We start from the raw sequence: 19,719 nt of genomic DNA on the forward strand, positions 1-19,719 counted from the left end.
AGGGTGTCGTCCCCCTCTGGGGGAAGGCGCGAAGCGACTCAGGGGGAGGGTTTATCCTCTGCGGGCTTGTCCACTGCGGTGCCGGGTTCGGCTTCTTCTTCCGGCGCCTTAGAGACGCGGCTGAACCAGCCGGCGCCCAGTATGCCGATCTCGTAAAGAATGCACATGGGCACGGCCAGGGCCAGTTGGGAGATCACGTCGGGCGGCGTGACCACGGCGGCGATGATGAAGGCCACCACGATGAAGTAGCCACGGAAGGACTTGAGCTTGGCGATGTCCACCAGGCCGAAGCGCACCAGCAGCATGACCACGATGGGCACCTGGAAGGCCAGGCCAAAGGCCAGGTACAGGGACAGGATGGCCTCCACATACGAGGCGATGTCTGGCGTGGCCGCCACGCTGTCCGGGGTGAAGCCCTGGATGAAGGCGAACATCTTGTCGAGCACGAAGAACTGCACGAAGGCGATGCCGATATAGGCCAGCAGGCTGCCGAAGATGATCAGCGGCAGCGCAAAGCGCTTTTCATGGCTGTACAGGCCGGGCGCCACGAAGGCCCACATCTGGTACATGATCCAGGGCAGCACGGCCAGCACGCCCACCATCATCAGCACCTTGAGCGGCACGAAGAAGGGCGTGAACACGCCCACCGCGATGAGCTTGGCATCGGGCGGCATGTGGGCCTTGATCGGGTGGGCGATGAAGTCGATCAGCCCGTTGGGGCCGGGCCACACGGCCAGCACGGCGATCGCCAGACCGATGCCGTAGATGCAATAGAGCAGGCGGTCGCGCAGCTCCATCAGGTGCTGGACGAAAGGCTGCTCGGTGCCTGCCAGCTCGTCGTCTTTAGGTGGAATGTCGGACATGGTGCGAAACCGCGGCGGGCCGCAAGGGCATCCACGGACCTGGGGTGAAAAGCAGAAAGCCCGACGGATCGGGCAGGATTCGGCAATGGCGGGTGCCCGGGTGGCAGAGGCTGGGCTGGTTGCCTCGTGGCCCGCGGCGCGCCGGCATCTTCAGCGGGACTTCTGGGGGCGAAAGCGCGCCACGCGCGCCGCGCCCGACTGCGCCTTGGTGCGCACGCCGGCGCGGGCCTTGTACCACTGGGGCACGGCGGCACGCTTGAGGCGCCAGTTCTTGCCCGGGTGGCGGTAGGCCGGCGCCACGGCGCTGTACGTATCGCTGTCGGAGCCGTAGGAAGAGGAGTCGTACGAGGAAGACGTGCCGTTGAGCGATGCCGTGGACTCGTTCCAGTCCTTCTCGAAGTTGGCGGCCGAAGTGTGGATGGATTGCTCGACGTCTCGCGCCGCGCCCTCCACGGTGTCCTTCATCTTGCGCAACTCGTCGAGTTCCATCGAACGGTTGACCTCGGCCTTCACATCGGAGACATAGCGCTGGGCCTTGCCCAGCAGGGTGCCGACGGTACGCGCCACGCGCGGCAGCTTCTCGGGACCGATGACCACGAGGGCCACGGCACCGATGAGCGCCATCTTGGAAAGGCCAATATCAAACATGGAAGCTTGGCGTGCGGGCCATCAGCTCTTTTGCTTGGCTTCGACGTCGATGGTGGTCTTGTCGGCAGCCGTCTGGCCGGCGACCTGGCCGGGAGCGGCTGCGGGAGTGTCGGTGGAGGTCGAACCGTCCTTCACGCCGTCCTTGAAGCCCTTGACGGCGCCGCCGAGGTCGGAACCGATGTTCTTCAGCTTCTTGGTGCCGAACACCAGAACCACGATGGCCAGGACGATCAGCCAATGCCAGATGGAAAACGAGCCCATGAGAATCTCTCCTAAGAATTGCAGATCATTTTAGACGCCGGGCCATGGCGGCAGTTCGCAAGGCCCCACAAAAGCCGTTCGGCCGACGCAAGAAACAGGGGGTGCCTCAAGCAAGAGACGGGCCACCTTGTGCCGGGCGGCAGCCGTCTGCTGCAGGTAGCGTGGCCGCTGCGGCGTTTTCAGCCCTTGAGTTTCAGCCCTTGAGCCAGGGGCGGGGGCCGCCCATGACGTGGATATGCAGGTGGTGGACTTCCTGGCCGCCTTCGGTGCCCGTGTTGACCACCAGGCGAAAGCCGCCGTCGGGATACGGGTTGCAGCCCTGCTCGGCAGCCAGGCGGGGCGCCAGTGCCATCAGGCGGCCCAGCAGCGGGGCGTCCTCGGCCTGGACCTGGGCCATGGAGGGGATGTGCTTCTTGGGCACCATCAGGAAGTGGATGGGCGCGCCGGGATGGATGTCGTGGAAGGCGAAGACGTCCTCGTCCTCATAGACCTTGCGGGAAGGGATCTCGCCTTTGGTGATGCGGCAAAACAGGCAGTTCGGGTCGTGGTCGTGCATGGCGCTACAGGAATCCTGGGAGGCTGGCGGTAGGTTGGAAATCAGGCCGGATTGTCGTTGATGCGCAGCGTCTGGCGCACGCCGATGTCGCTGCGGTGCTGCTGGAGCCACTGCTGGCCCTGCTCGCGTCCGAGCTCGAACAGCTCGCGCACGAAGCGCATGTCGGAGCGCGTCTTGGTCGAGGCGCCATAGCCCTTGAGCACGGAGCCGCCGTCCACGCGGTGCAGCAGCACCTTTTTGTAGCGTGTCGGGTCCAGCTTGCCCTGCTCGAGCAGGCGCTTGACGAACTCGATGGCGCGCAGCTCGGACAGCAGGCCGGCGTTGAAGGTGACCTCGTTCATGCGGTCCATGATGTCGGCCGCCGTATTGGGCAGGTCGGTGTGCTCGATGGGATTGATCTGCACCAGCAGGATGTCGCTGGACGCGGTGCCGTAGATCAGGGGATACAGGGCGGGATTGCCCGAGAAGCCGCCGTCCCAGTAAGGCTCGCCATCGATTTCCACGGCCTTGAACAGCTGGGGCAGGCAGGCCGAGGCCATGACCGCGTCGGCACTGAGTTTTCTGCCCGAAAAGATGCAGCCCCGGCCCGTGCGCACATTGGTGGCGCAGACAAAGACCTTGGGCACCACGCCCTCCACGGGCGGATGCGTCAGCGCCTCGAAATCCACGACCCGTTCGAGCAGCTTGCGCAGCGGGTTGATGTCCAGCGGGTTGGTCTGGTAGGGCGAGAAGAACTGGTTGAGCACGCCCATGAAGGGGCTGCCCGGCAGGGGCGCGCCCCACATCAGGCTGCCCATGGTGCCCACGCCTTCCCAGAGTTCGGTCAGCGTGGCGCGGGCCAGCTCGGCCCCCAGCGCCTGGGCGGCCACCGGATCGCTTTCCTGGCGTGCAGCCTTGGCAAAGCCCTGGGCCAGGGCCACTGCATTCATGGCACCGGCGCTGGTGCCGCTGATGCCGTCGAAGACAAGGCTGCCGTCTTCCAGCAGCGCATCCAGCACGCCCCAGGTCAGGGCACCGTGCGAGCCCCCGCCCTGCAGGGCGAGGTTGATCTTGCAGGTCGGGGTCGGAGTCATGGCGGTTTGCCCGGGACCTTCAGCGGTCCACGGCCTGGTTGCGGTTCATGGCGACCATGCCGCGCACGATGCGGTAGAGGAACCAGATGGAGATGACGGTCCAGGCGATCCAGCCGGGCACGAAGAACAGCAGCCACAGCGGCGCCGTGACCAGGTACAGGATGCCGGCCCAGATCACGCTGCGGATGCGCCACGAGAAGTGGTTGGCCATCCAGCTGCCTTCGGCGTCGCCGCGCTTGACCAGATCGATGATCAGGGCGATCACCAGCAGCGCAATGCTGGGCTGTGCGCCCGGCACGACGGCGGCCACGGCCACCACCAGATGCAGCAGGTAGCTGACCCAGCCCCAGGCCTTGAGGCCTTCGATGCGGGACTGGTCCAGGGCACGGACTTCGATGTAATCGTCATTCATGGCAGCGGTCCTTTCTCGTTCACATCACGTTCCTGGGCCTTGCGCAGCGCCTTTTCCTCGATGCCGCTGGTGCCTTCGCGGCGTTCCAGTTCGGCAACGACCTGGGCGGGCGTCAGGCCATAGTGGGCCAGGGCGATCATGCTATGGAACCACAGATCGGCCACTTCGTAGAGGATTTTGCTGGCGTCTCCGCCATGGTCTGCGTCCTTGGCGGCCATGACCACTTCGGTGGCCTCTTCGCCGATCTTCTTCAAAAAGGCATCCGGGCCCTTGTGCAGCAGGCGGGCGACGTAGCTCTTGTCGGGGTCGCCGCCGTTGGCGGGCTTGCGGCTTTCGATGACGGCGGCCAGGCGCGCCAGGGCGTCCAGCGAGGAAGTGCTTGCGGTGTCGTTCATGTTCGTGGAATTCATTTGTAGATCGATTCGGGGTCTTTCAAGACCGGATCGACGGCCTGCCACTGGCCGTTCTGCAGCACGCTGTAAAAGCAGCTGTGGCGCCCCGTGTGGCAGGCAATGCCGGGCTCGTGGCCGGTCTGGGTGATCTTGAGCAGAACCACGTCGTTGTCGCAGTCGATGCGCACCTCGTGCACGGTCTGCACGTGGCCCGATTCCTCGCCCTTGAACCACAGCTTGTTGCGCGAGCGGCTGAAGTAGACGGCGCGGCCCAGCTCGGCCGTCTTGGCCAGGGCCTCGCGGTTCATCCAGGCGAACATCATCACGTCGCCCGTGTCCTTTTCCTGCGCGATCACGGGCACCAGGCCCTGCGCATCCCATTTGACTTGATCTAGCCAGTTCATTGCCTGCATTGTGAATATCCTGGGTGGGCATCCCTGTGACAGGATTGTCAGGAATTGCCTGGATTGAAAATACACCCCCTGAGTCGCTTCGCGCCTTCCCCCTCTCTCGCTGCGCGGGAGGGAGACGACAGCCTTGCTGCGGGGCGGCCCTTGCTCGCTGTCCCTGGTCCCTTGGGCCTCGCCGGTTTCATGGGTTGTGGGCGGCGCGGGCGCCATGGAAAACTGAAATGAAGGAGTCCGCCGACGCGCCGTATCAGAGGCGCACGGGCACGCCGCGCTCGGCCATGCGCTGCTTGGCCTGGCCCACGGTGAATTCGCCGTAGTGGAAGATGCTGGCGGCCAGCACCGCGTCGGCGCCGCCCAGGGTCACGCCATCGGCCAGGTCGTCCAGCGAGCCTACGCCGCCCGAGGCGATCACGGGCACGGGCACGGCGTAGCTGACGGCGCGCGTGAGCTTCAGGTCGAACCCGGACTTGGTGCCGTCGCGGTCCATGCTGGTCAGCAGGATCTCGCCCGCGCCGCGGCGCGCCATCTCGACGGCCCACTGCACGGCATCCAGGCCGGTGTTCTTGCGTCCGCCGTGGCTGTAGACATCCCAGCCGGGGCCGGCAGCGCGGCCATCGGCGCCGATGCGCTGCTCGTCCTCGGCGGTGCGGCGCTTGGCGTCGATGGCCACGACGATGCATTGCGCGCCGTACTTGTCGGAGGCCGCATTGATCACGTCGGGGTTGGCGATGGCGGCCGAGTTGAAGCTGGTCTTGTCGGCGCCCGCGTTGAGCAGGCGGCGCACGTCCTCGACGGTGCGCACACCGCCGCCGACGGTCAGGGGAATGAAGACCTGGCTGGCCACGGACTCGATGATGGGCAGGATCAGGTCGCGCCCGTCGCTGGTGGCCGTGATGTCCAGGAAGGTCAGCTCGTCCGCGCCCTGGGCGTTGTAGCGCGCGGCGATCTCCACCGGGTCGCCCGCATCGCGCAGCTCCACGAAGTTCACGCCTTTGACGACGCGCCCTCCCGTGACGTCAAGACAGGGGATGATGCGTTTGGCAAGCATGGGCAGACTCGTGGCTAGGGCGTGAAACAAGGGCGAAAAGATACCACGCCCTCGGCGCCCGCAGGCGCTGCGGGGTTCAGCGCTTGAGGCCTGCGGCCTGGCTTTGCCAACGCCATGCGTCCTCGCACATGCGGTCCAGGTCCAGCATGGCCTTCCAGCCCAGCAGCCGCTCGGCCTCGGCGGGGTCGGCCCAGCACTGGGCCACGTCGCCGGGGCGGCGCGCCACGATCTGGTAGGGCACGGGGCGGCCGCTGGCGCGCTCGAAGGCCTTGACCATCTCAAGCACCGAGACCGGGCGCCCCGTGCCCAGGTTCACGGTCAGCAGGCCCTGCTGCTCGCGCAGATAGCGCAGCGCCGCCAGGTGGCCGCGCGCCAGGTCGGTGACGTGGATGTAGTCGCGCACGCCCGTGCCGTCCGGCGTCGCATAGTCATCGCCATAGACACTGAGCTGCTGGCGCTGGCCGATGGCGACCTGCGACACATAGGGCATGAGGTTGTTGGGGATGTCGCGCGGGTCCTCGCCGATCAGGCCGCTTTCATGGGCGCCCACGGGGTTGAAGTAGCGCAGCCTTGCCAGGCTCCACTGGCCGGGCTCGGCCCGGTCCAGGTCGGCCAGCATTTCCTCGATCCACAGCTTGCTGCGGCCGTAGGGGTTGGTGGCGGACAGCGGAAAGTCTTCGCGGATCGGCAGGCTGGCCGGATCGCCGTAGACCGTGGCCGAGGAGGAGAACACCAGGCTGCGCACGCCCGCCGTCCGCATGGCCTGCAGCAGGGCCACCGTGCCGCCCACGTTGTGTTCGTAGTAGCGCAGCGGCTGGGCCACGGACTCGCCCACGGCCTTGAGCGCGGCGAAGTGGATCACTTCGCGGATGGAGTGCTCGGCAAACAGCCGGTCCAGCGCGGCGCGGTCGCGCACGTCACCCTCGACGCACAGCGGGCGCCGGCCCGTGATGCGTTCCATGCGGTCGAGCACGTCGGCGCTGCTGTTGCTGAAGTTGTCGTAGATCAGGTAGGGCTCGCCTGCGGCGGCCAGCTCCACGCAGGTGTGGGAGCCGATGAAGCCGGCGCCGCCTGTGACCAGGATCATGAATACCTCTCATTGGTGATTTTTTGGCGTGCCTAGTATCGCAATAACCCAGCTTCTCCCCGGGTTCAAGTGCGCTGAGCACAAAAGTAGGAAGAAAACACGTTTGTAGACAAACAACGTTATGCTCGGCCCGCATTTCGTCGAATTGACGATAGCTTTCATCAAATTGCTAGGAAATTTGATGCATAAAAACTATGAATTGATGGGGCATCACCACGCCCCGAGGAGAAGGCCGTGAACGGTTTCCTGCGAAGCTGCCTTGTCTGCTGGGGGTTGCTGTGCGGCTGGGTGGTGCAGGCTGCCGAACCCGCGGTGGCTGTCTATTACGGGAACAAGGCATCGCTCAGTGAATTGAGCCTCTACGACATTGCCGTCGTGGAGCCGGGCCATGGCTATGACCCGGTCCGGTTCCGCAAGCAGGCCCCGGGCAGCGAACTGTATGCCTACGCTTCCGTGGCCGAGGTGCTGCCCGAGCGCGCCTACTTCGGCAAGATTCCCGAGGCTTGGAAGATGGCGCGCAATGGCGCCTGGCAGTCCATCGTCCTGGACCAGACGCCTGCCCAGTGGCCCGCTTTCTTTGCCGACGAGGTGATCGCACCGCTGTGGAAGCAGGGCTTTCGCGGCTTCTTCCTGGACACGCTGGACTCCTACCGCCTGGCCGCGAATTTCGACGAAAAGGCCCAGCAGGACGGCCTGGTGCGCGTCATCGAGACGCTGCACCAGCGCTACCCCGGCATCCGCCTGATCCTGAATCGGGGCTTCGAGATCGTGCCGCGCGTGCGCGACAAGGTGCAGATGGTGGCGGCGGAGTCGCTGTTGCGGGGCTGGGATGCCAGCCTCAAACGCTATGTGAACGTGCCCGAGAAAGACCGTGAATGGCTGCTGCAGCAACTGCAGACCATCCGCGAGCGTGACCGCCTGCCGGTGCTGTCCATCGACTACGTGGCCCCGCATGACCGCGACGCCACGCGCGAGACGGCCCGCCGCATTGCGCAGCTGGGCATCATCCCCTGGGTGTCGGATGCAGGCCTGCAGACCCTGGGCATAGGCCAGGTGGAGGCGGTGGCACGCAGGGTGTTGATCCTCTACAACGGTGCCGACTATCCGTCCATCAACGGCGCATCGGCGCACCGCTTTCTGGAAATGCCCATCAACTACATGGGCTACGTTGCCGACTACGCCGATGTGCGCGAGCCCCTGCCCGAAGGCGTGGCACGTGACCGCTATGCCGGTGTGGTGAGCTGGTTCGGCGGCGCGGTGCCCGATATGCGGGCCAAAAGCGTGCGGCAGTGGCTGGCCAACCAGGTGCAGCAGGGCATGCCGCTGCTGGTGCTCAATACGCTGGGCCTGTCCCAGGACCGCACCATGTCGGCCGCTCTGGGCACGCGCAGCACGGAAGCAGCACCCGTGTTCCCGCTGCGGCGCGCCGAGCAGGCGCCGCTCATGGGTTTCGAGATACAGCCGGCCGAGCCCGCGCATGACTACGAGGGCTGGGAGTTCACACCGCAGATGGCCAAGGGCAGCCGCGAGCTGCTGTCCTTCGACGACAAGCGGGGGCGCCGCTTCGTGTCAGCCGCCATCACGCCCTGGGGCGGCTTTGCTCTCATGCCCTATGTGGTGGTGGGCATGCCGGGCACCGACCAGTCGCGCTGGGTGATCGACCCCTTCGCGCTGTTGCGCGAGGCGCTGCGCCTCCAGGACTTTCCGGCGCCCGACGTCACCACCGAGAACGGCCGCCGCCTGCTGCTGGCCCATGTGGACGGGGACGGCTTTCCCTCCAAGGCCGAGTTGCCGGGCACGCCCTTCGCGGGCGAAGTGCTGCGCCGCGAGATTCTGGAGCGCTACAGGATTCCGCACACCATCTCGGTCATCGAGGCCGAAGTCTCGCCGCAGGGCCTGTATCCGCAGTGGGCCGACCAGCTGGAGGGCATTGCCAAGCGCATCTTCGCCATGCCCCATGTCGAGATCGCCAGCCATTCCTATTCCCATCCCTTCTTCTGGGAGCCCGGGGCAGCGCCCGACGGGGATGACAGCAAGGAGGTGAACCTCAACCTCCACATCCCCGGCTACCAGATGGACATGAACCGGGAGATCAATGGCTCGGTCGACTACATCCGCAAGCGCCTGGCGCCGCCCGGCAAGCCGGTGGACGTGTTCCTGTGGACCGGCAACACGGCGCCCAGCGCCGAGGCCCTGGCCATCTCCGATGCCGCCGGCCTGCTCAACATGAATGGTGGCGACACGGCCATCACGCGCAGCAATCCCTCGCTCACCGAGGTGCGCAGCTGGGGTCTGCGCAAGGGCGGCCACCTGCAGATCTATGCGCCCGTCACCAACGAGAACATCTACACCAACCTCTGGCACGGGCCGTTCTACGGCTTCGAGCGGGTCATCGAGACCTTCGAGATGACCGAGGCTCCCCGGCGCCTGAAGGCCGTGGACATCTACTACCACTCCTACTCCGCCAGCAAGCAGGCCAGCATCAAGGCGTTGCACAGGATCTACCAGTGGGCGCTGGCGCAGCGGCTGAACCCGGTCTACAGCTCCGAGTACATCCGCAAGGTGCAGGATTTCTACGAATTCGCCATTGGCCGCGACGCGCAGGGCTGGCGCCTGCGGGGTCCGGGCCAGCTGCGCACACTGCGCATGCCGCCCGGCATGGCCCTGCCTTCCATGGCTGCCAGCAGCGGCATTGCCGGCTATGCCAAGGGGGCAGACGGCAGCTACCTGCACCTGGCCGGCAGCGCCGGATACCTGGTGCAACAGACGCAACAGACGCAACAGGACGCTGCAGGCGCGGCCGCCCACGCGGCGCGCCCCTATCTGGTGGATGCCAATGCCCGGCTCACGCAATGGCAGCCCCAGGCCGACGGCGGTGTGCGCTTCGCCCTGCAGGGCCATGTGCCGCTGGAGCTGCGCATGTACCTGCCTGCCGGCTGTTCGCTGAGTTCCTCGAACGCCGCCACGCCCCTCCTTGCCGTGGCGGGTGCCGATACCGGCAACGCCAACCTTCGTTCCTTCAGAAGTACCCAAAACAGTGTCGAACTCCAAGCGCAATGCCGGGGGCTCTGAGCGCCCCATCACGGTTCCCTTCTGGCTGATCGCGCTGCTGGCGGTACTGATCGGTGGCGCCCTGTGGATGCTGTTTCCCAAGCAGGATCTGGAGCGCCGGCTCTCTGTCACCGGAGATGACTCCGAGCTGTCCTACAACTACCTGAGCAACCTGCTCAAGAGCGATCCCGGCAACGAGAACCTGCGCGCCCTGCTCAAGGCCAAGGAAGAGCGCCTGCAGGCCATCAAGCTGGCGCGGGAAGAGGCGGCCAAGCAGGCACTGCCCAGCGCAGCCGTCCAGGCCTGGGACCACTGGCAGGCCGCCTACCAGGGCTATCTGGAGGCGCAAAAGCAGGACCACCGCGCGGGCGGCCAGGCCGAGGTGCTGGCGCCGCAGGTGATGCAGGCGTTGAAGGACGTGCCGCTGCAGGGGCTGACCCAGGAGCAGGCGCTGTACCTGGCCTCGTCGGCGCTGGTGCTCAAGGACGCACCGCTGGCCCTGGGCATCTACGACGACGTGGCAGGCCGCCAGGCCGATCCCGCGCGCAAGGCGCAGGTCTATGAATCCGCAGCGCGGCAGGCGCTGGGCATGTCCCTGTACGAGGAATCGGCCCGGCTGCTGCGCCAGGCCAGCGCCACGACCGAGGACGTCCAGCAGTCGCGGGCCTATCTCTGGCAGGCCCTGCAGGTGCTGCAGTCCGGCAACCGTGCCAACGAAGCGCTGGCACTGGCGCGCCAGCAGGAAGAACTGCTGGTCAGCGACCCCGAGACGCTGCGAAAGCTCATCGGCCTGGCGCGTGCGGCCGGCAACCGGGCCGAGGCCGAGCGCTATGCCAAGCGGCTGCTGCAGCTGTCGCTGCTGCAGCAGTGGCAAACGCAGGTGGCCGGGGCTTCGGGCGCCGGTCCGGACCCGGTTGCCGACGACGGCGCCTGGGCGCTGCAGCCCGTGGGCTGGACCGCGCCGGGCTGGCGCATGCTGCGCACGGCCGATCCCGTGCGCAAGCCGCCGCCGGGCCTGCCCTTTGACGACAAGACCTACCTGCTGGGCTACGAGGTATTCCTCGAAAACCGCAACCTGGAAGATGCCTGGCGCGTGGCCACGGCCGCCGTGCGCCAGGCGCCGCAGGACATGGCCTGGCGCGAACGCCTGGCCCAGGTGTCCGAATGGATGGGACAGCAGCAGCAGGCCCTGGACAGTTGGCTGGTCATTGCGCAGAACACGGGGCGCGAGGATGCCTGGAAGACGGTGATGCGCCTGGCGCCGGGCCTGTTCGACGACCGCGCCCTGATTGCCGGCCTGCGCCACCAGTTGAGCCGCCGTCCCCAGGATGCCGCGCTGCAGCAGGCGCTGGTCCAGGCCTACGAGCGCCAGGCCGAGCCCGGCGAGGCCATCGACTATCTGCAAAAGCACGGCAGCACGCCGCAGTCGCAGATTCTGCTGGCCCAGCTGGCCGAGCGCGCAGGCCGTTCGCCGCTGGCGCTGCAGGCATGGAAACGCGTGCTCAGCGATCCCGAGCAGCGCACGCCGGCCCATGTCATGCCCGCCGCCGTGCTCGCGCTGCTGCAGGGCGAGCCGGCCCTGGGCCTGCGCTGGCTGGAGGATGCGCAGACGCGCATTCCCGCCGGCATGCAGGACGAGGGCGAGTACTGGCGCCTGCTGGGCGACCTGGCCCAGGACCAGCGCCAGGAAGCACTGACGCTGAAGGCCTACCGCCGCCTGCTGCAGACGCCGCACGCCGGCATCAGCGACTACGACGAGGTGATACGCCTGCTGCAGCGCGCCGACCGGCGCGAGGCGGCCCGGATGTCCCTGCACGCCTGGGAGCAGTTCCATGACGTGCGCCATCTGACGCAGGCCTTCTACCTGCTGGAGGATCTTGAGGACTGGACCCAGATCGGCAGCCAGGTCGAACGCATCTTGGCCGACCCGGCCCTGGTCAAGCGCCTGCAGGGCCAGCCCACCTTCTTCCAGATACTGGGCGCCTACTACCAGCGCACGGCGCAATCGAAAAAGGCCATGGAGGCCTTCGAGAAGGGCCTGGCGCTGGACCCCGGCTCCACGCCGCTGCGCCAGGGCCTGATGTGGCTGCTGATCGACACGCAGAATGCGGCGGCCCTCAAGCTGCTGCTGGCGGCGGCCGAGCCTGTCTGGGCGCGCGATGCCGACATGCACGGCGCCCTGGCGGCGGCCTACATGACGCTGTCGCGCCCGGCCGTTGCGCTGGAGCGCTATCTGAAGCCGCACCGCGCCGAGCATGCCGACGACTTCCTGTGGATGATGCAGTACGCCGACGCGCTGGAGCAGAACCAGCAGGCCGATCGGGCCTGGAGCCTGAGGCAGCAGCTGTGGACGCGCGAGAAGGTGCGGGCACGCGCCCAGGACGGCGCAGCGGCCCTGGCCGCCCGCAAATGGCTGACGGCCGAGGGGCTGGACGAGGTTCAGCGCCAGGCCCGCAGCCGGCTCATGCTCTTTCATACCCAGGGCGATGCCGAATTCGCCCTGATGCGCGAGCTGCTGCGCATGGACCTGGAAGGCGGGCGCCGCGAGCATTCCGCCGCTGCGGCCGAGCTGGCCATTGCCTGGCTGCAGGAGCGCGGCGAGTACCAGGCCGAGCGTGGCTACCTGTGGCAGCAGTACGCGCGCAGCCGCAGCAAGAGCACCAGCTCGCCGCTGTGGGCCGAGATCACGGTGGCCCTGGCGGAAAAGGATGTGGCCCAGGCCGGGGAGCTGCTGCAGCGCCATGACGAGGCGCTGCCCCGCTATGACCGCATCAACGCGGCAGCCATGGTCGGCGATGTGCGGCTGGCGCAGACGGCGGCTTTCGAGAACATGGCCGACCAGCCCGACGACGATCCCCTGCACCTGGCGCTGACCGAGCAGCTGCTGGCCTTCAGCGACTACGGCGGCCTGCAACTGCGCAACCGCCGCATGGACGCCATCGACGAGCAGGTCTCCCGGCTGCGCTGGCATGTGGGCCTGAACCCCCGCTGGGCGCTGGACCTGGATGCCGAGGACGTGCGCCGCACGGTCAACAAAAATACCCTGGTGCGCGGCCCCTCGCAGGAGCGGGGCATCGGCCTGCGCCTGACGCGCAAGACGCAGTCGGCCTCCAGCGAATTCATGCTGGGCCGGCGCGAAAGCCTGGAGAGCTACACGCCCATGCAGTTCACGCAGACCTACAACGTGGACAGCCGCTGGAGCCTGCAGGCATCACTGGGCCGGCATCTGGCCACGCAGGAAACGCTGGCCATGCGCATGGGCGGCATGAAGGACCGCGTGTCGCTGGGCAGCAGCTACCAGCTCTCGCGCCTGGACCAGATCACGCTGGAGCTGGCATCGGAGCGCTACCGCGTGCAAAGCGGCGCACGCGTGGGCTCCGGCAACCATGCGACGCTGCAATACCTGCACACCTACCGCAGCGAGGCGCCCACCCTGCAGTTCGGTGCCTTCACCTCCTGGCACCGCTACAGCCGCAACGACCCGGCGCTGCTGCAGGGCCGGGATGCGGCCATCCTGGGTTACCTGCCGCCGTTCAACGATCCCACCATCGACTATCTGCTGCCGCGCAGTTTCCGCTTCTCGGGCCTGCAGATGATGTTCAACACGGGCTACGAGCAGCAGTACACGCGCGCGCTGCGGCCCTACGCCAGCCTGGCCCTGACGCACCACAGCGTCAACGGCGCGGGCTACGAGCTGGGCATGGGCCTGGCCACCAGCCTGTTCGGCGCGGACCACCTCGCGCTGGGCCTGAATCTGTCCAAGTCGGGCATCAACACCGTGGGCAATACCCGCGAGCTGTTGCTGACCTACCGCCTCCACTACTGATCCGAAGACTTCAAGGAGCCTCTCCATGACACACCGCACCACTTTCGCCTCCCGCCTTCGCGTGCTCACGGGTATTGCCCTTGTCGGCCTGCTGTCTGCCTGCTCGACCATCGACCGGGGCACGGCGCCCGCGCTGGAGACGAATGCCAGCTGGGCGGTGCTGCCCTTCGAGAACCACACCGAAACGCCCATGGCCGGCAACCGCGCCGCCGCCATTGCCACGGCGCTGATCAATGCGCGTGGCGTGGGCCAGGTCAAGCGCTACACGGGCGATGCACTGCAGGAAACCCTGTTCGACGGCCGCGAGGCCAAGCGCCGCGACGACGCCCTGGCCTGGGCGCGCGGCGAAGGCGTGCGCTATGCGCTGACGGGCGCGGTGGACGAATGGCGCTACAAGGTGGGCGTGGATGGCGAGCCGGCCGTGGGCGTGACCTTGGAGATCGTGGACGTGGGCACCGGCGCCACCGTGTGGAGCGGCGCGGGCGCGCAAAGCGGCTGGAGCCGCGAGGCCCTGGCCGCCGTGGGCCAGAAGCTGATCCGCAACCTGCTGGGCACAGGCCTGGCCAACGCCCGATAAGCGAATCCAGGGAACGACTCTTCATGCCAGACCAAGCCAGCACGCCCAAGGCGGCACCGCATTCCGCTGCACCGCGCCGCGCCGGCATTGCCGCGGAATTCAGAGGCTCGCCGCTGGGCCTGCTCGTGCAGACGAGCGCCAAGCCCTGGGTGGTGGTGGGCGAGACGCTGCTGCTGCCGGTGCTGGCCGTTTTGATCGGCATGTGGGCCAACCCGGACAACCCCCTGTGGGTGGAGTCCGAGTTCCCCTGGGCCTGGCTGGCGCCCGTGGTGGTGGCCCTGCGCTACGGGCCGGTGGCCGGCCTGTCGGCGGCCGGCGTGCTGCTGCTGGCCTGGCTGGGCGTCAACCAGCGCGATCTGTCGCTGTTCCCGGAACAGTACTTTCTGGGCGGCCTGATCCTGGTCATGGTCGTGGGCGAGATCTCCAGCCTCTGGCGCGCACGCATACGCCGCGCGCGCACGGCGCAGAACTACATGGACCAGCGCACCGAGCAGCTGATCCGCCAGCATTACCTGCTGCGCCTGTCGCATGACCGGCTGGAGCAGGAACTCATAGGCCGCCCCGTGTCCATGCGCGATGCCATCAACGTGCTCAGCGGCCTCAGTGGCGCCGAGGGCGATGCGCAAAGCCTGCTCAACCTGCTGTCGCGCTTCAGCCAGATCAGCGTGGCCAGCCTGGTGCCCGTGCGCAATGAGGTGCTGGACCCCACGCCCATTGCCCAGCTGGGGGGCGAGCGGCCCATCCATGTCCACGATCCGCTGGTGCGCCAGGCGCTGGACAGCCATGTGCTGTGCCATGTCTCGCAAAGCATGGCGGAGGGCCAGCAGACGCAGTACATCGTCGTGGCGCCCATGCTGGACCTGGAAGGCGAGATCTACGGCCTGCTGCTGGTCGAGGAAATGCCTTTCTTCGCATTGCAGGAAGAGGCGCTGCAGACCATCAACCTGCTGCTGGGCTACTACACGGACAGCGTGGCCGCCAACAGCCTGGCTGCGCCGCTGCTGAAGGCCTATCCCGATTGCCCGCCGCATTTCGCGTTCGAGCTGCAGCGCATGGAGCATGTGAACCGCAGCGCGCGCCTGAGCAGCGTGGTGGTGGCGCTGGAGCTGTCGCCCTCGGCTGTGCAGGCCCAGATGGCCCAGCAGATCATGCGGCTGGAGCGCATGCTGGACCGCTCCTGGCTGCAGGAAAGCGATGGCCGGCAGCTGCTGGCCATCTTCATGCCACTGGGCACCAACGCCACGGCCGAGGGCTACCTGAACCGCATCGAGGGCTGGCTGGCCCAGCGCGGCGTGGCTTCGCTGGCCGATGCGGGCATCTTCCCGCGCACCATCTTGCTGGACCGCTGCTCGGCCAGCAGCGTGCTGGAACGGCTCCATCAGATGGGGCAGGGCCATGCTTAACCTCAAGCTGGCCCTGGGCGCGCTGGCCGCGGAAATCGCCTCCTGGAGCAGCCTGTGGCTGCTGCGCAGCCAGTCGGACGCGGCCCTGCTGGGCTATCTCATGGCCCACGGGCTGGCCAGCGGCCTGCTGGCGCTGTGCCTAGCGCCCTTCCTGGCCACCTCGGCCAAGTCGGTGCGCCAGCGCCTGGCCCTGGTGGCGCTGATGGGGCTGTTTGCCTATGCCGTGCCGGTGGCCGGCATTTTGGGCGCCGTGGTCGCCACCATTGCGCTGCACACCCAGCGCGGCCCGCGTGGCGGCCCGCGTTTCCCGGTGATGCCGCTGCCTGATTTCGACCCGCACCAGCAGGCCAGCACCAGCCGCCGCCAGGCGGGCCTGCAGTCCTTCCTGGCCAATCCCAATGTGCCGGTCGCCTCGCGCATGCGGGCGATGGTGGCGCTGGGCAGCGTGCCGGGGCGCATTGCCTCGCCCATGCTGCGCACGGCGCTGGGCGATTCCAGCGAAGACCTGCGCCTGCTGGCCTACAGCATGCTGGACGCCAAGGAGCGCGAGATCAGCAAGACCATCCACCAGGAGCTGCAGCTGTTCGAGCATGCCCGCCAGTCCGAGGGCGATGCGCCCTACGGGCCGCGCGGCCTGCAGGCGGCGCGGGCGCTGACCGACCTGTACGCGGAGCTGGTCTACCAGGGCGTGGCGCAGGGCGATGTGCGCGACCACGCCATCAAGCAATCCCTGCACTACTGCGATCTGGTGCTCGCTCAGCGGCCCGACAACGCCTTGCTGCTGCTGCGCCGTGGCCGGCTGCTGCACATGCAGGGCAGGGCGGTGGAGTCGCTGGCCTGCTATGAGCGCTCGCTGGCGCTGGGCATGGAGCCGGCACGCGTCGTGCCATACCAGGCCGAGCTGCTGTTCGATCGGCGCGAATTCGCCAAGGCGCAGGCCCTGATGCGTTCGCTGGACATCGAGCAAGCCCTGCCGCGCCTGAAGCCCAGCATCCGCTACTGGAGTGCCTCATGAGCCGTGCGAGCCAGTTCCCCACGGCGGCCGATGCGGACATCGCGCTGCTGCTGGAAGGCACTTTCCCCTATGTCAGCGGTGGTGTGTCCAGCTGGGTCAACCAGATCCTGCAGGCCTATCCCGAGCACCGCTTTGCCATCGTCTTCCTGGGCAGCCGGCGCGAGGACTATGGCGATTTCCGCTACGCACTGCCTCCCAACGTGGTGCACTTCGAGCAGCACTACCTGTTTGACGCGCTGCACTCCAATATCCAGCCCGCCCCTTCGCGCGGCCATCCCGAAGCCCTGGCCAAGGCCCGGGAATTCCTGGGCGCGCTGGAGGCGCACGACGGCAGTGCCGAAAGCCGGGCCAAGGTGCTGGCGGCCATGCGTTCCATTGCGCTGGAGCTGCAGCCCGGCGGCAGCCTGCCGCTGGAGGATTTCCTGCACAGCGAATTCGCCTGGGACCTGATCCGCGACAGCTACCGGCGCCACTGCACCGACCCGTCGTTCGTGGACTTCTTCTGGACCGTGCGCATCATGCTGCAGCCGCTGTGGCTGATGGCGCGCATCGCCCACGGGCTGATCCCGGTGCGCGTGCTGCATACCGTCTCGACCGGCTATGCGGGATTTCTGGGCGGACTGCTGCACCATGCGCGCGGCCTGCCGCTGGTGCTGTCCGAGCATGGCATCTACACGAAAGAGCGCCAGATCGACCTGCTGCAAAGCTCCTGGATCCGCGACAACCGCAACATCTTTCAGCGCGACCCCATGGAAGTGTCGTTCTTCCGGCAGATGTGGATACGGTTTTTCGACTGGATGGGGCGCTTTTGCTATGGTGCGGCCGATCCCATCATTGCGCTGTACGAGAACAACCGCCTGCGCCAGGTGGCCGATGGCGCGGCCGCCGAGCGCACGGTCAGCATCCCCAACGGCATCCGCATAGAACGCTTTGCGCCGCTGCGCACCCAGCGGCCGGCCGAGGTGCCGCCCGTGCTGTGCCTGATCGGCCGCGTGGTGCCCATCAAGGACATCAAGACCTTCATCCGCGCCATGCGCCGCGTGGTCAACCGGATGCCCCAGGCCCAGGCCTGGGTGGCCGGCCCCACGGCCGAGGACCCGGCCTATGCCGAGGAATGCCAGAACCTCGTGGACAGCCTGGGCCTGCAGGCCAACATCCGCTTTCTGGGCATGCAGAAGGTGGAGGAGCTGCTGCCCAAGGTGGGCGTGGTCGTGCTGTCTTCCATCAGCGAAGCGTTGCCCCTGGTGATTCTCGAAGCCCAGGCCGCAGGCGTGCCCGTGGTCAGCACCGACGTGGGTTCCTGCCGCCAGCTCATCGACGGGCTGGAGCCGCAAGACCAGGCCCTGGGCTCGTGCGGGCGCGTGGTCGGCATTGCCAACCCCGAGGCGCTGGCCGACGCCTGCCTGGAGCTGCTGAGCTCGCCCGCGCAGTGGCAGGCCGCCAGCGCGGCCGGGATTGCGCGCGTGGAGCGCTACTACTCCGACCGGCTGCTGTTCGAGCGCTACAGGCAGGTCTACGACAGGGCGCTGCAACAGTCCGAGGAAAAACACTGATGGCCGGCATTGGATTCGAACTGCGCCACCTGCTGCGCAAGAACACGCTGACCAGCGTGCTCCAGGCCTACGCCTATGCGGGCGTCATCGGCTCGGGGCCGTGGGTGTTCTCCATTATCGGCATCCTGCTGGTGGGGGTGTTCAGCGTCAGCGTGGTGGCGCCGCCGCTGCTGGTCACGCAGTTCCAGACCTCGGTGACCTATCTGGTGGCCAGCAGCCTGATCCTGACCGGGGCGGCGCAGCTGGCCTTTACGCGCTTTGTGTCGGACCAGCTGTTCCTCAAGAAGGACGAGAGCATCCTGCCCAACCTGCATGGCCTGCTGCTGGTGGTCGTGGCCACGGCCAGCGCGCTGGGCACGCTGGCGCTGTTCGTGGTGCTGCCGGGCCAGGGCCTGCTGTACCGCGTGCTGATGCTGGCCGGCTTCACGCTGATGTGCGTGGTCTGGGTCATGACCGTGCTGCTGTCGGGCCTCAAGCACTACCGGGCCATTGCCGGGCTGTTCGGCGCCACCTACCTGCTCATCGTGCTGCTGGCGCTGCCGCTGCGCTACTGGGGGCTGGAAGGGTTGCTGGCCAGCTTCGTGATCGGCCACGTGCTGCTGCTGGCCGGCATGTGGATGATCGTGCTGCGCAGCTTTCCGCTGCAGCAGCGCTGGATCGCCTTTGACTTCACGCAGCGCTCGCTGATCTTTCCGGCGCTGATCGGCATCGGCGTGCTCTACAACCTGGGCATCTGGATCGACAAGTTCATGTTCTGGTACTACCCGCCGACCTCGCAGCAGATCATCGGCGGGCTCAGGGCCTCGCTGATCTACGACCTGCCGGTGTTCCTGTCGTACCTGTCCATCATTCCGGGCATGGCGGTCTTCCTGGTGCGCATCGAGACCGACTTCGTCGAGTACTACGACAAGTTCTTCGACGCCGTGCGCGGCGGCGGATCGCTGGAATACATCGAGTCCATGCGCAACGAGATGGTCTACGCCATCCAGGCGGGCCTGGGCGAGATCGCCAAGGTGCAGACGCTGGCCGTCCTCGTCACCCTGGTGGCCGGGCCGGCCATCCTGCAGTTGCTGGGCATCTCCCAGCTGTACCTGCCGCTGCTGCACGTGCAGGTGGTGGGCGCCGGCTTGCAGGTGGGTGTGATGGCCGTGCTCAACGTGTTCTTCTACCTGGACGAGCGGCGCATCGTGTTCATGCTCTGCCTGCTGCTGGTGGCGCTGAACATCGCCTTCACGGGCATCTCGCTGGCGCTGGGCGCCGCGTTCTATGGCTACGGCTTTTGCCTGGCCATGCTGGTGACGCTGTGCGTGGGGCTGTACCTGCTCTCGCGCGAGCTCAACCGGCTCGAATACAAGACCTTCATGCTGCAGTGACCGGCAGGCATCTCTCGCCATTTGCCGATTTGCACGGTCTTGATCCAGCGTGTTGGCGGGGGGCGCCGGTCTGCGCGACAATACGGGATTCGGCGCCGGCACCCAACCGAGACAAAGGTTCCGCCAAGGAACCATTCATTACAACGATTGCGCACCTTGCGTGCAGCGGCC

The 19,719-nt window shown here is 67.1% G+C and carries 17 protein-coding genes; 7 read left to right on the plus strand and 10 right to left on the minus strand.

Annotated elements, in window-relative coordinates; translation table 11 throughout:
• Positions 1-38 precede the first annotated feature (38 nt).
• The 10 genes from tatC to galE all read right to left on the minus strand — a co-directional run bounded on the left by tatC (position 39) and on the right by galE (position 6,750).
• Complete coding sequence (gene tatC / locus IB269_RS23570; RefSeq protein ID WP_012207354.1) at positions 39-863, minus strand: twin-arginine translocase subunit TatC; 825 nt, start codon at positions 861-863, stop codon at positions 39-41.
• Between the two features lie 150 nt (positions 864-1,013).
• Complete coding sequence (tatB, locus tag IB269_RS23575) at positions 1,014-1,511, minus strand: Sec-independent protein translocase protein TatB (protein WP_012207353.1); 498 nt, start codon at positions 1,509-1,511, stop codon at positions 1,014-1,016.
• 21 nt (positions 1,512-1,532) lie between these two features.
• Entirely contained in the window at positions 1,533-1,772 is a 240-nt protein-coding gene (gene tatA, locus IB269_RS23580; protein WP_013800780.1) for a Sec-independent protein translocase subunit TatA, read from the minus strand.
• Positions 1,773-1,965: 193 nt separating this feature from the next.
• Positions 1,966-2,328, minus strand: coding sequence for a histidine triad nucleotide-binding protein (locus IB269_RS23585; protein ID WP_012207351.1), 363 nt, complete (start codon positions 2,326-2,328; stop codon positions 1,966-1,968).
• A 41-nt stretch (positions 2,329-2,369) separates the two neighbouring features.
• Complete coding sequence (locus tag IB269_RS23590; RefSeq protein WP_088163820.1) at positions 2,370-3,401, minus strand: patatin-like phospholipase family protein; 1,032 nt, start codon at positions 3,399-3,401, stop codon at positions 2,370-2,372.
• A 19-nt stretch (positions 3,402-3,420) separates the two neighbouring features.
• Complete coding sequence (locus tag IB269_RS23595) at positions 3,421-3,813, minus strand: DUF4870 family protein (RefSeq protein WP_013800783.1); 393 nt, start codon at positions 3,811-3,813, stop codon at positions 3,421-3,423.
• The gene (locus IB269_RS23600) at positions 3,810-4,223 is read right to left on the minus strand and encodes a phosphoribosyl-ATP diphosphatase (RefSeq protein WP_192368471.1); all 414 of its coding nucleotides are present in this window, start codon (positions 4,221-4,223) and stop codon (positions 3,810-3,812) included. The genes IB269_RS23595 and IB269_RS23600 overlap by 4 nt, the downstream gene beginning before the upstream one ends.
• Positions 4,220-4,618 (minus strand): phosphoribosyl-AMP cyclohydrolase, encoded by a 399-nt coding sequence (gene hisI / locus IB269_RS23605; RefSeq protein WP_013800785.1) that lies wholly within the window; start codon positions 4,616-4,618, stop codon positions 4,220-4,222. Before hisI ends, IB269_RS23600 begins: the two co-directional genes overlap by 4 nt.
• A 244-nt stretch (positions 4,619-4,862) precedes the next feature.
• On the minus strand, positions 4,863-5,663 hold the full coding sequence (gene hisF, locus IB269_RS23610; RefSeq protein WP_192368472.1) for an imidazole glycerol phosphate synthase subunit HisF: 801 nt from the start codon (positions 5,661-5,663) through the stop codon (positions 4,863-4,865).
• A 76-nt stretch (positions 5,664-5,739) separates the two neighbouring features.
• Positions 5,740-6,750, minus strand: a complete 1,011-nt coding sequence (gene galE, locus IB269_RS23615) for a UDP-glucose 4-epimerase GalE (RefSeq protein ID WP_192368473.1) — start codon at positions 6,748-6,750, stop codon at positions 5,740-5,742.
• A 234-nt stretch (positions 6,751-6,984) separates the two neighbouring features.
• Here galE and IB269_RS23620 point away from each other — a divergent pair, with 234 nt between their 5' ends.
• From IB269_RS23620 to pelG, 7 genes are read left to right on the plus strand one after another with little or no spacing between them, the layout of a single operon-like run.
• Complete coding sequence (locus IB269_RS23620) at positions 6,985-9,822, plus strand: bifunctional glycoside hydrolase 114/ polysaccharide deacetylase family protein (protein ID WP_192368474.1); 2,838 nt, start codon at positions 6,985-6,987, stop codon at positions 9,820-9,822.
• Positions 9,788-13,627, plus strand: coding sequence for a tetratricopeptide repeat protein (locus IB269_RS23625; RefSeq protein WP_192368475.1), 3,840 nt, complete (start codon positions 9,788-9,790; stop codon positions 13,625-13,627). Before IB269_RS23620 ends, IB269_RS23625 begins: the two co-directional genes overlap by 35 nt.
• 25 nt (positions 13,628-13,652) lie before the next feature.
• Positions 13,653-14,204: a transporter gene (locus IB269_RS23630; protein ID WP_043822266.1), complete on the plus strand. Its 552-nt coding sequence runs from the start codon at positions 13,653-13,655 to the stop codon at positions 14,202-14,204.
• 23 nt (positions 14,205-14,227) lie between these two features.
• Complete coding sequence (locus IB269_RS23635; RefSeq protein WP_065345570.1) at positions 14,228-15,607, plus strand: PelD GGDEF domain-containing protein; 1,380 nt, start codon at positions 14,228-14,230, stop codon at positions 15,605-15,607.
• Positions 15,600-16,622 (plus strand): hypothetical protein, encoded by a 1,023-nt coding sequence (locus IB269_RS23640; RefSeq protein WP_192368476.1) that lies wholly within the window; start codon positions 15,600-15,602, stop codon positions 16,620-16,622. The genes IB269_RS23635 and IB269_RS23640 overlap by 8 nt, the downstream gene beginning before the upstream one ends.
• Positions 16,619-18,175: a GT4 family glycosyltransferase PelF gene (gene pelF / locus IB269_RS23645; RefSeq protein WP_192368477.1), complete on the plus strand. Its 1,557-nt coding sequence runs from the start codon at positions 16,619-16,621 to the stop codon at positions 18,173-18,175. Before IB269_RS23640 ends, pelF begins: the two co-directional genes overlap by 4 nt.
• Positions 18,175-19,548, plus strand: coding sequence for an exopolysaccharide Pel transporter PelG (gene pelG / locus IB269_RS23650; protein WP_012207338.1), 1,374 nt, complete (start codon positions 18,175-18,177; stop codon positions 19,546-19,548). The genes pelF and pelG overlap by 1 nt, the downstream gene beginning before the upstream one ends.
• Positions 19,549-19,719 lie beyond the last annotated feature (171 nt).

Origin of the sequence: Delftia sp. DLF01, assembly GCF_014852125.1 — a bacterium.
GTDB lineage: Bacteria > Pseudomonadota > Gammaproteobacteria > Burkholderiales > Burkholderiaceae_C > Comamonas > Comamonas acidovorans.

Excerpts from the sequence above, each read along its gene's own strand:
- tatC (WP_012207354.1), bottom strand. The coding sequence starts at position 863 with ATGTCCGACATTCCACCTAAAGACGACGAGCTGGCAGGCACCGAGCAG.
- tatB (WP_012207353.1), bottom strand. The coding sequence starts at position 1,511 with ATGTTTGATATTGGCCTTTCCAAGATGGCGCTCATCGGTGCCGTGGCC.
- tatA (WP_013800780.1), bottom strand. The coding sequence starts at position 1,772 with ATGGGCTCGTTTTCCATCTGGCATTGGCTGATCGTCCTGGCCATCGTG.
- IB269_RS23585 (WP_012207351.1), bottom strand. The coding sequence starts at position 2,328 with ATGCACGACCACGACCCGAACTGCCTGTTTTGCCGCATCACCAAAGGC.
- IB269_RS23590 (WP_088163820.1), bottom strand. The coding sequence starts at position 3,401 with ATGACTCCGACCCCGACCTGCAAGATCAACCTCGCCCTGCAGGGCGGG.
- IB269_RS23595 (WP_013800783.1), bottom strand. The coding sequence starts at position 3,813 with ATGAATGACGATTACATCGAAGTCCGTGCCCTGGACCAGTCCCGCATC.
- IB269_RS23600 (WP_192368471.1), bottom strand. The coding sequence starts at position 4,223 with ATGAATTCCACGAACATGAACGACACCGCAAGCACTTCCTCGCTGGAC.
- hisI (WP_013800785.1), bottom strand. The coding sequence starts at position 4,618 with ATGCAGGCAATGAACTGGCTAGATCAAGTCAAATGGGATGCGCAGGGC.
- hisF (WP_192368472.1), bottom strand. The coding sequence starts at position 5,663 with ATGCTTGCCAAACGCATCATCCCCTGTCTTGACGTCACGGGAGGGCGC.
- galE (WP_192368473.1), bottom strand. The coding sequence starts at position 6,750 with ATGATCCTGGTCACAGGCGGCGCCGGCTTCATCGGCTCCCACACCTGC.
- IB269_RS23630 (WP_043822266.1), top strand. The coding sequence starts at position 13,653 with ATGACACACCGCACCACTTTCGCCTCCCGCCTTCGCGTGCTCACGGGT.
- IB269_RS23635 (WP_065345570.1), top strand. The coding sequence starts at position 14,228 with ATGCCAGACCAAGCCAGCACGCCCAAGGCGGCACCGCATTCCGCTGCA.
- IB269_RS23640 (WP_192368476.1), top strand. The coding sequence starts at position 15,600 with ATGCTTAACCTCAAGCTGGCCCTGGGCGCGCTGGCCGCGGAAATCGCC.
- pelF (WP_192368477.1), top strand. The coding sequence starts at position 16,619 with ATGAGCCGTGCGAGCCAGTTCCCCACGGCGGCCGATGCGGACATCGCG.
- pelG (WP_012207338.1), top strand. The coding sequence starts at position 18,175 with ATGGCCGGCATTGGATTCGAACTGCGCCACCTGCTGCGCAAGAACACG.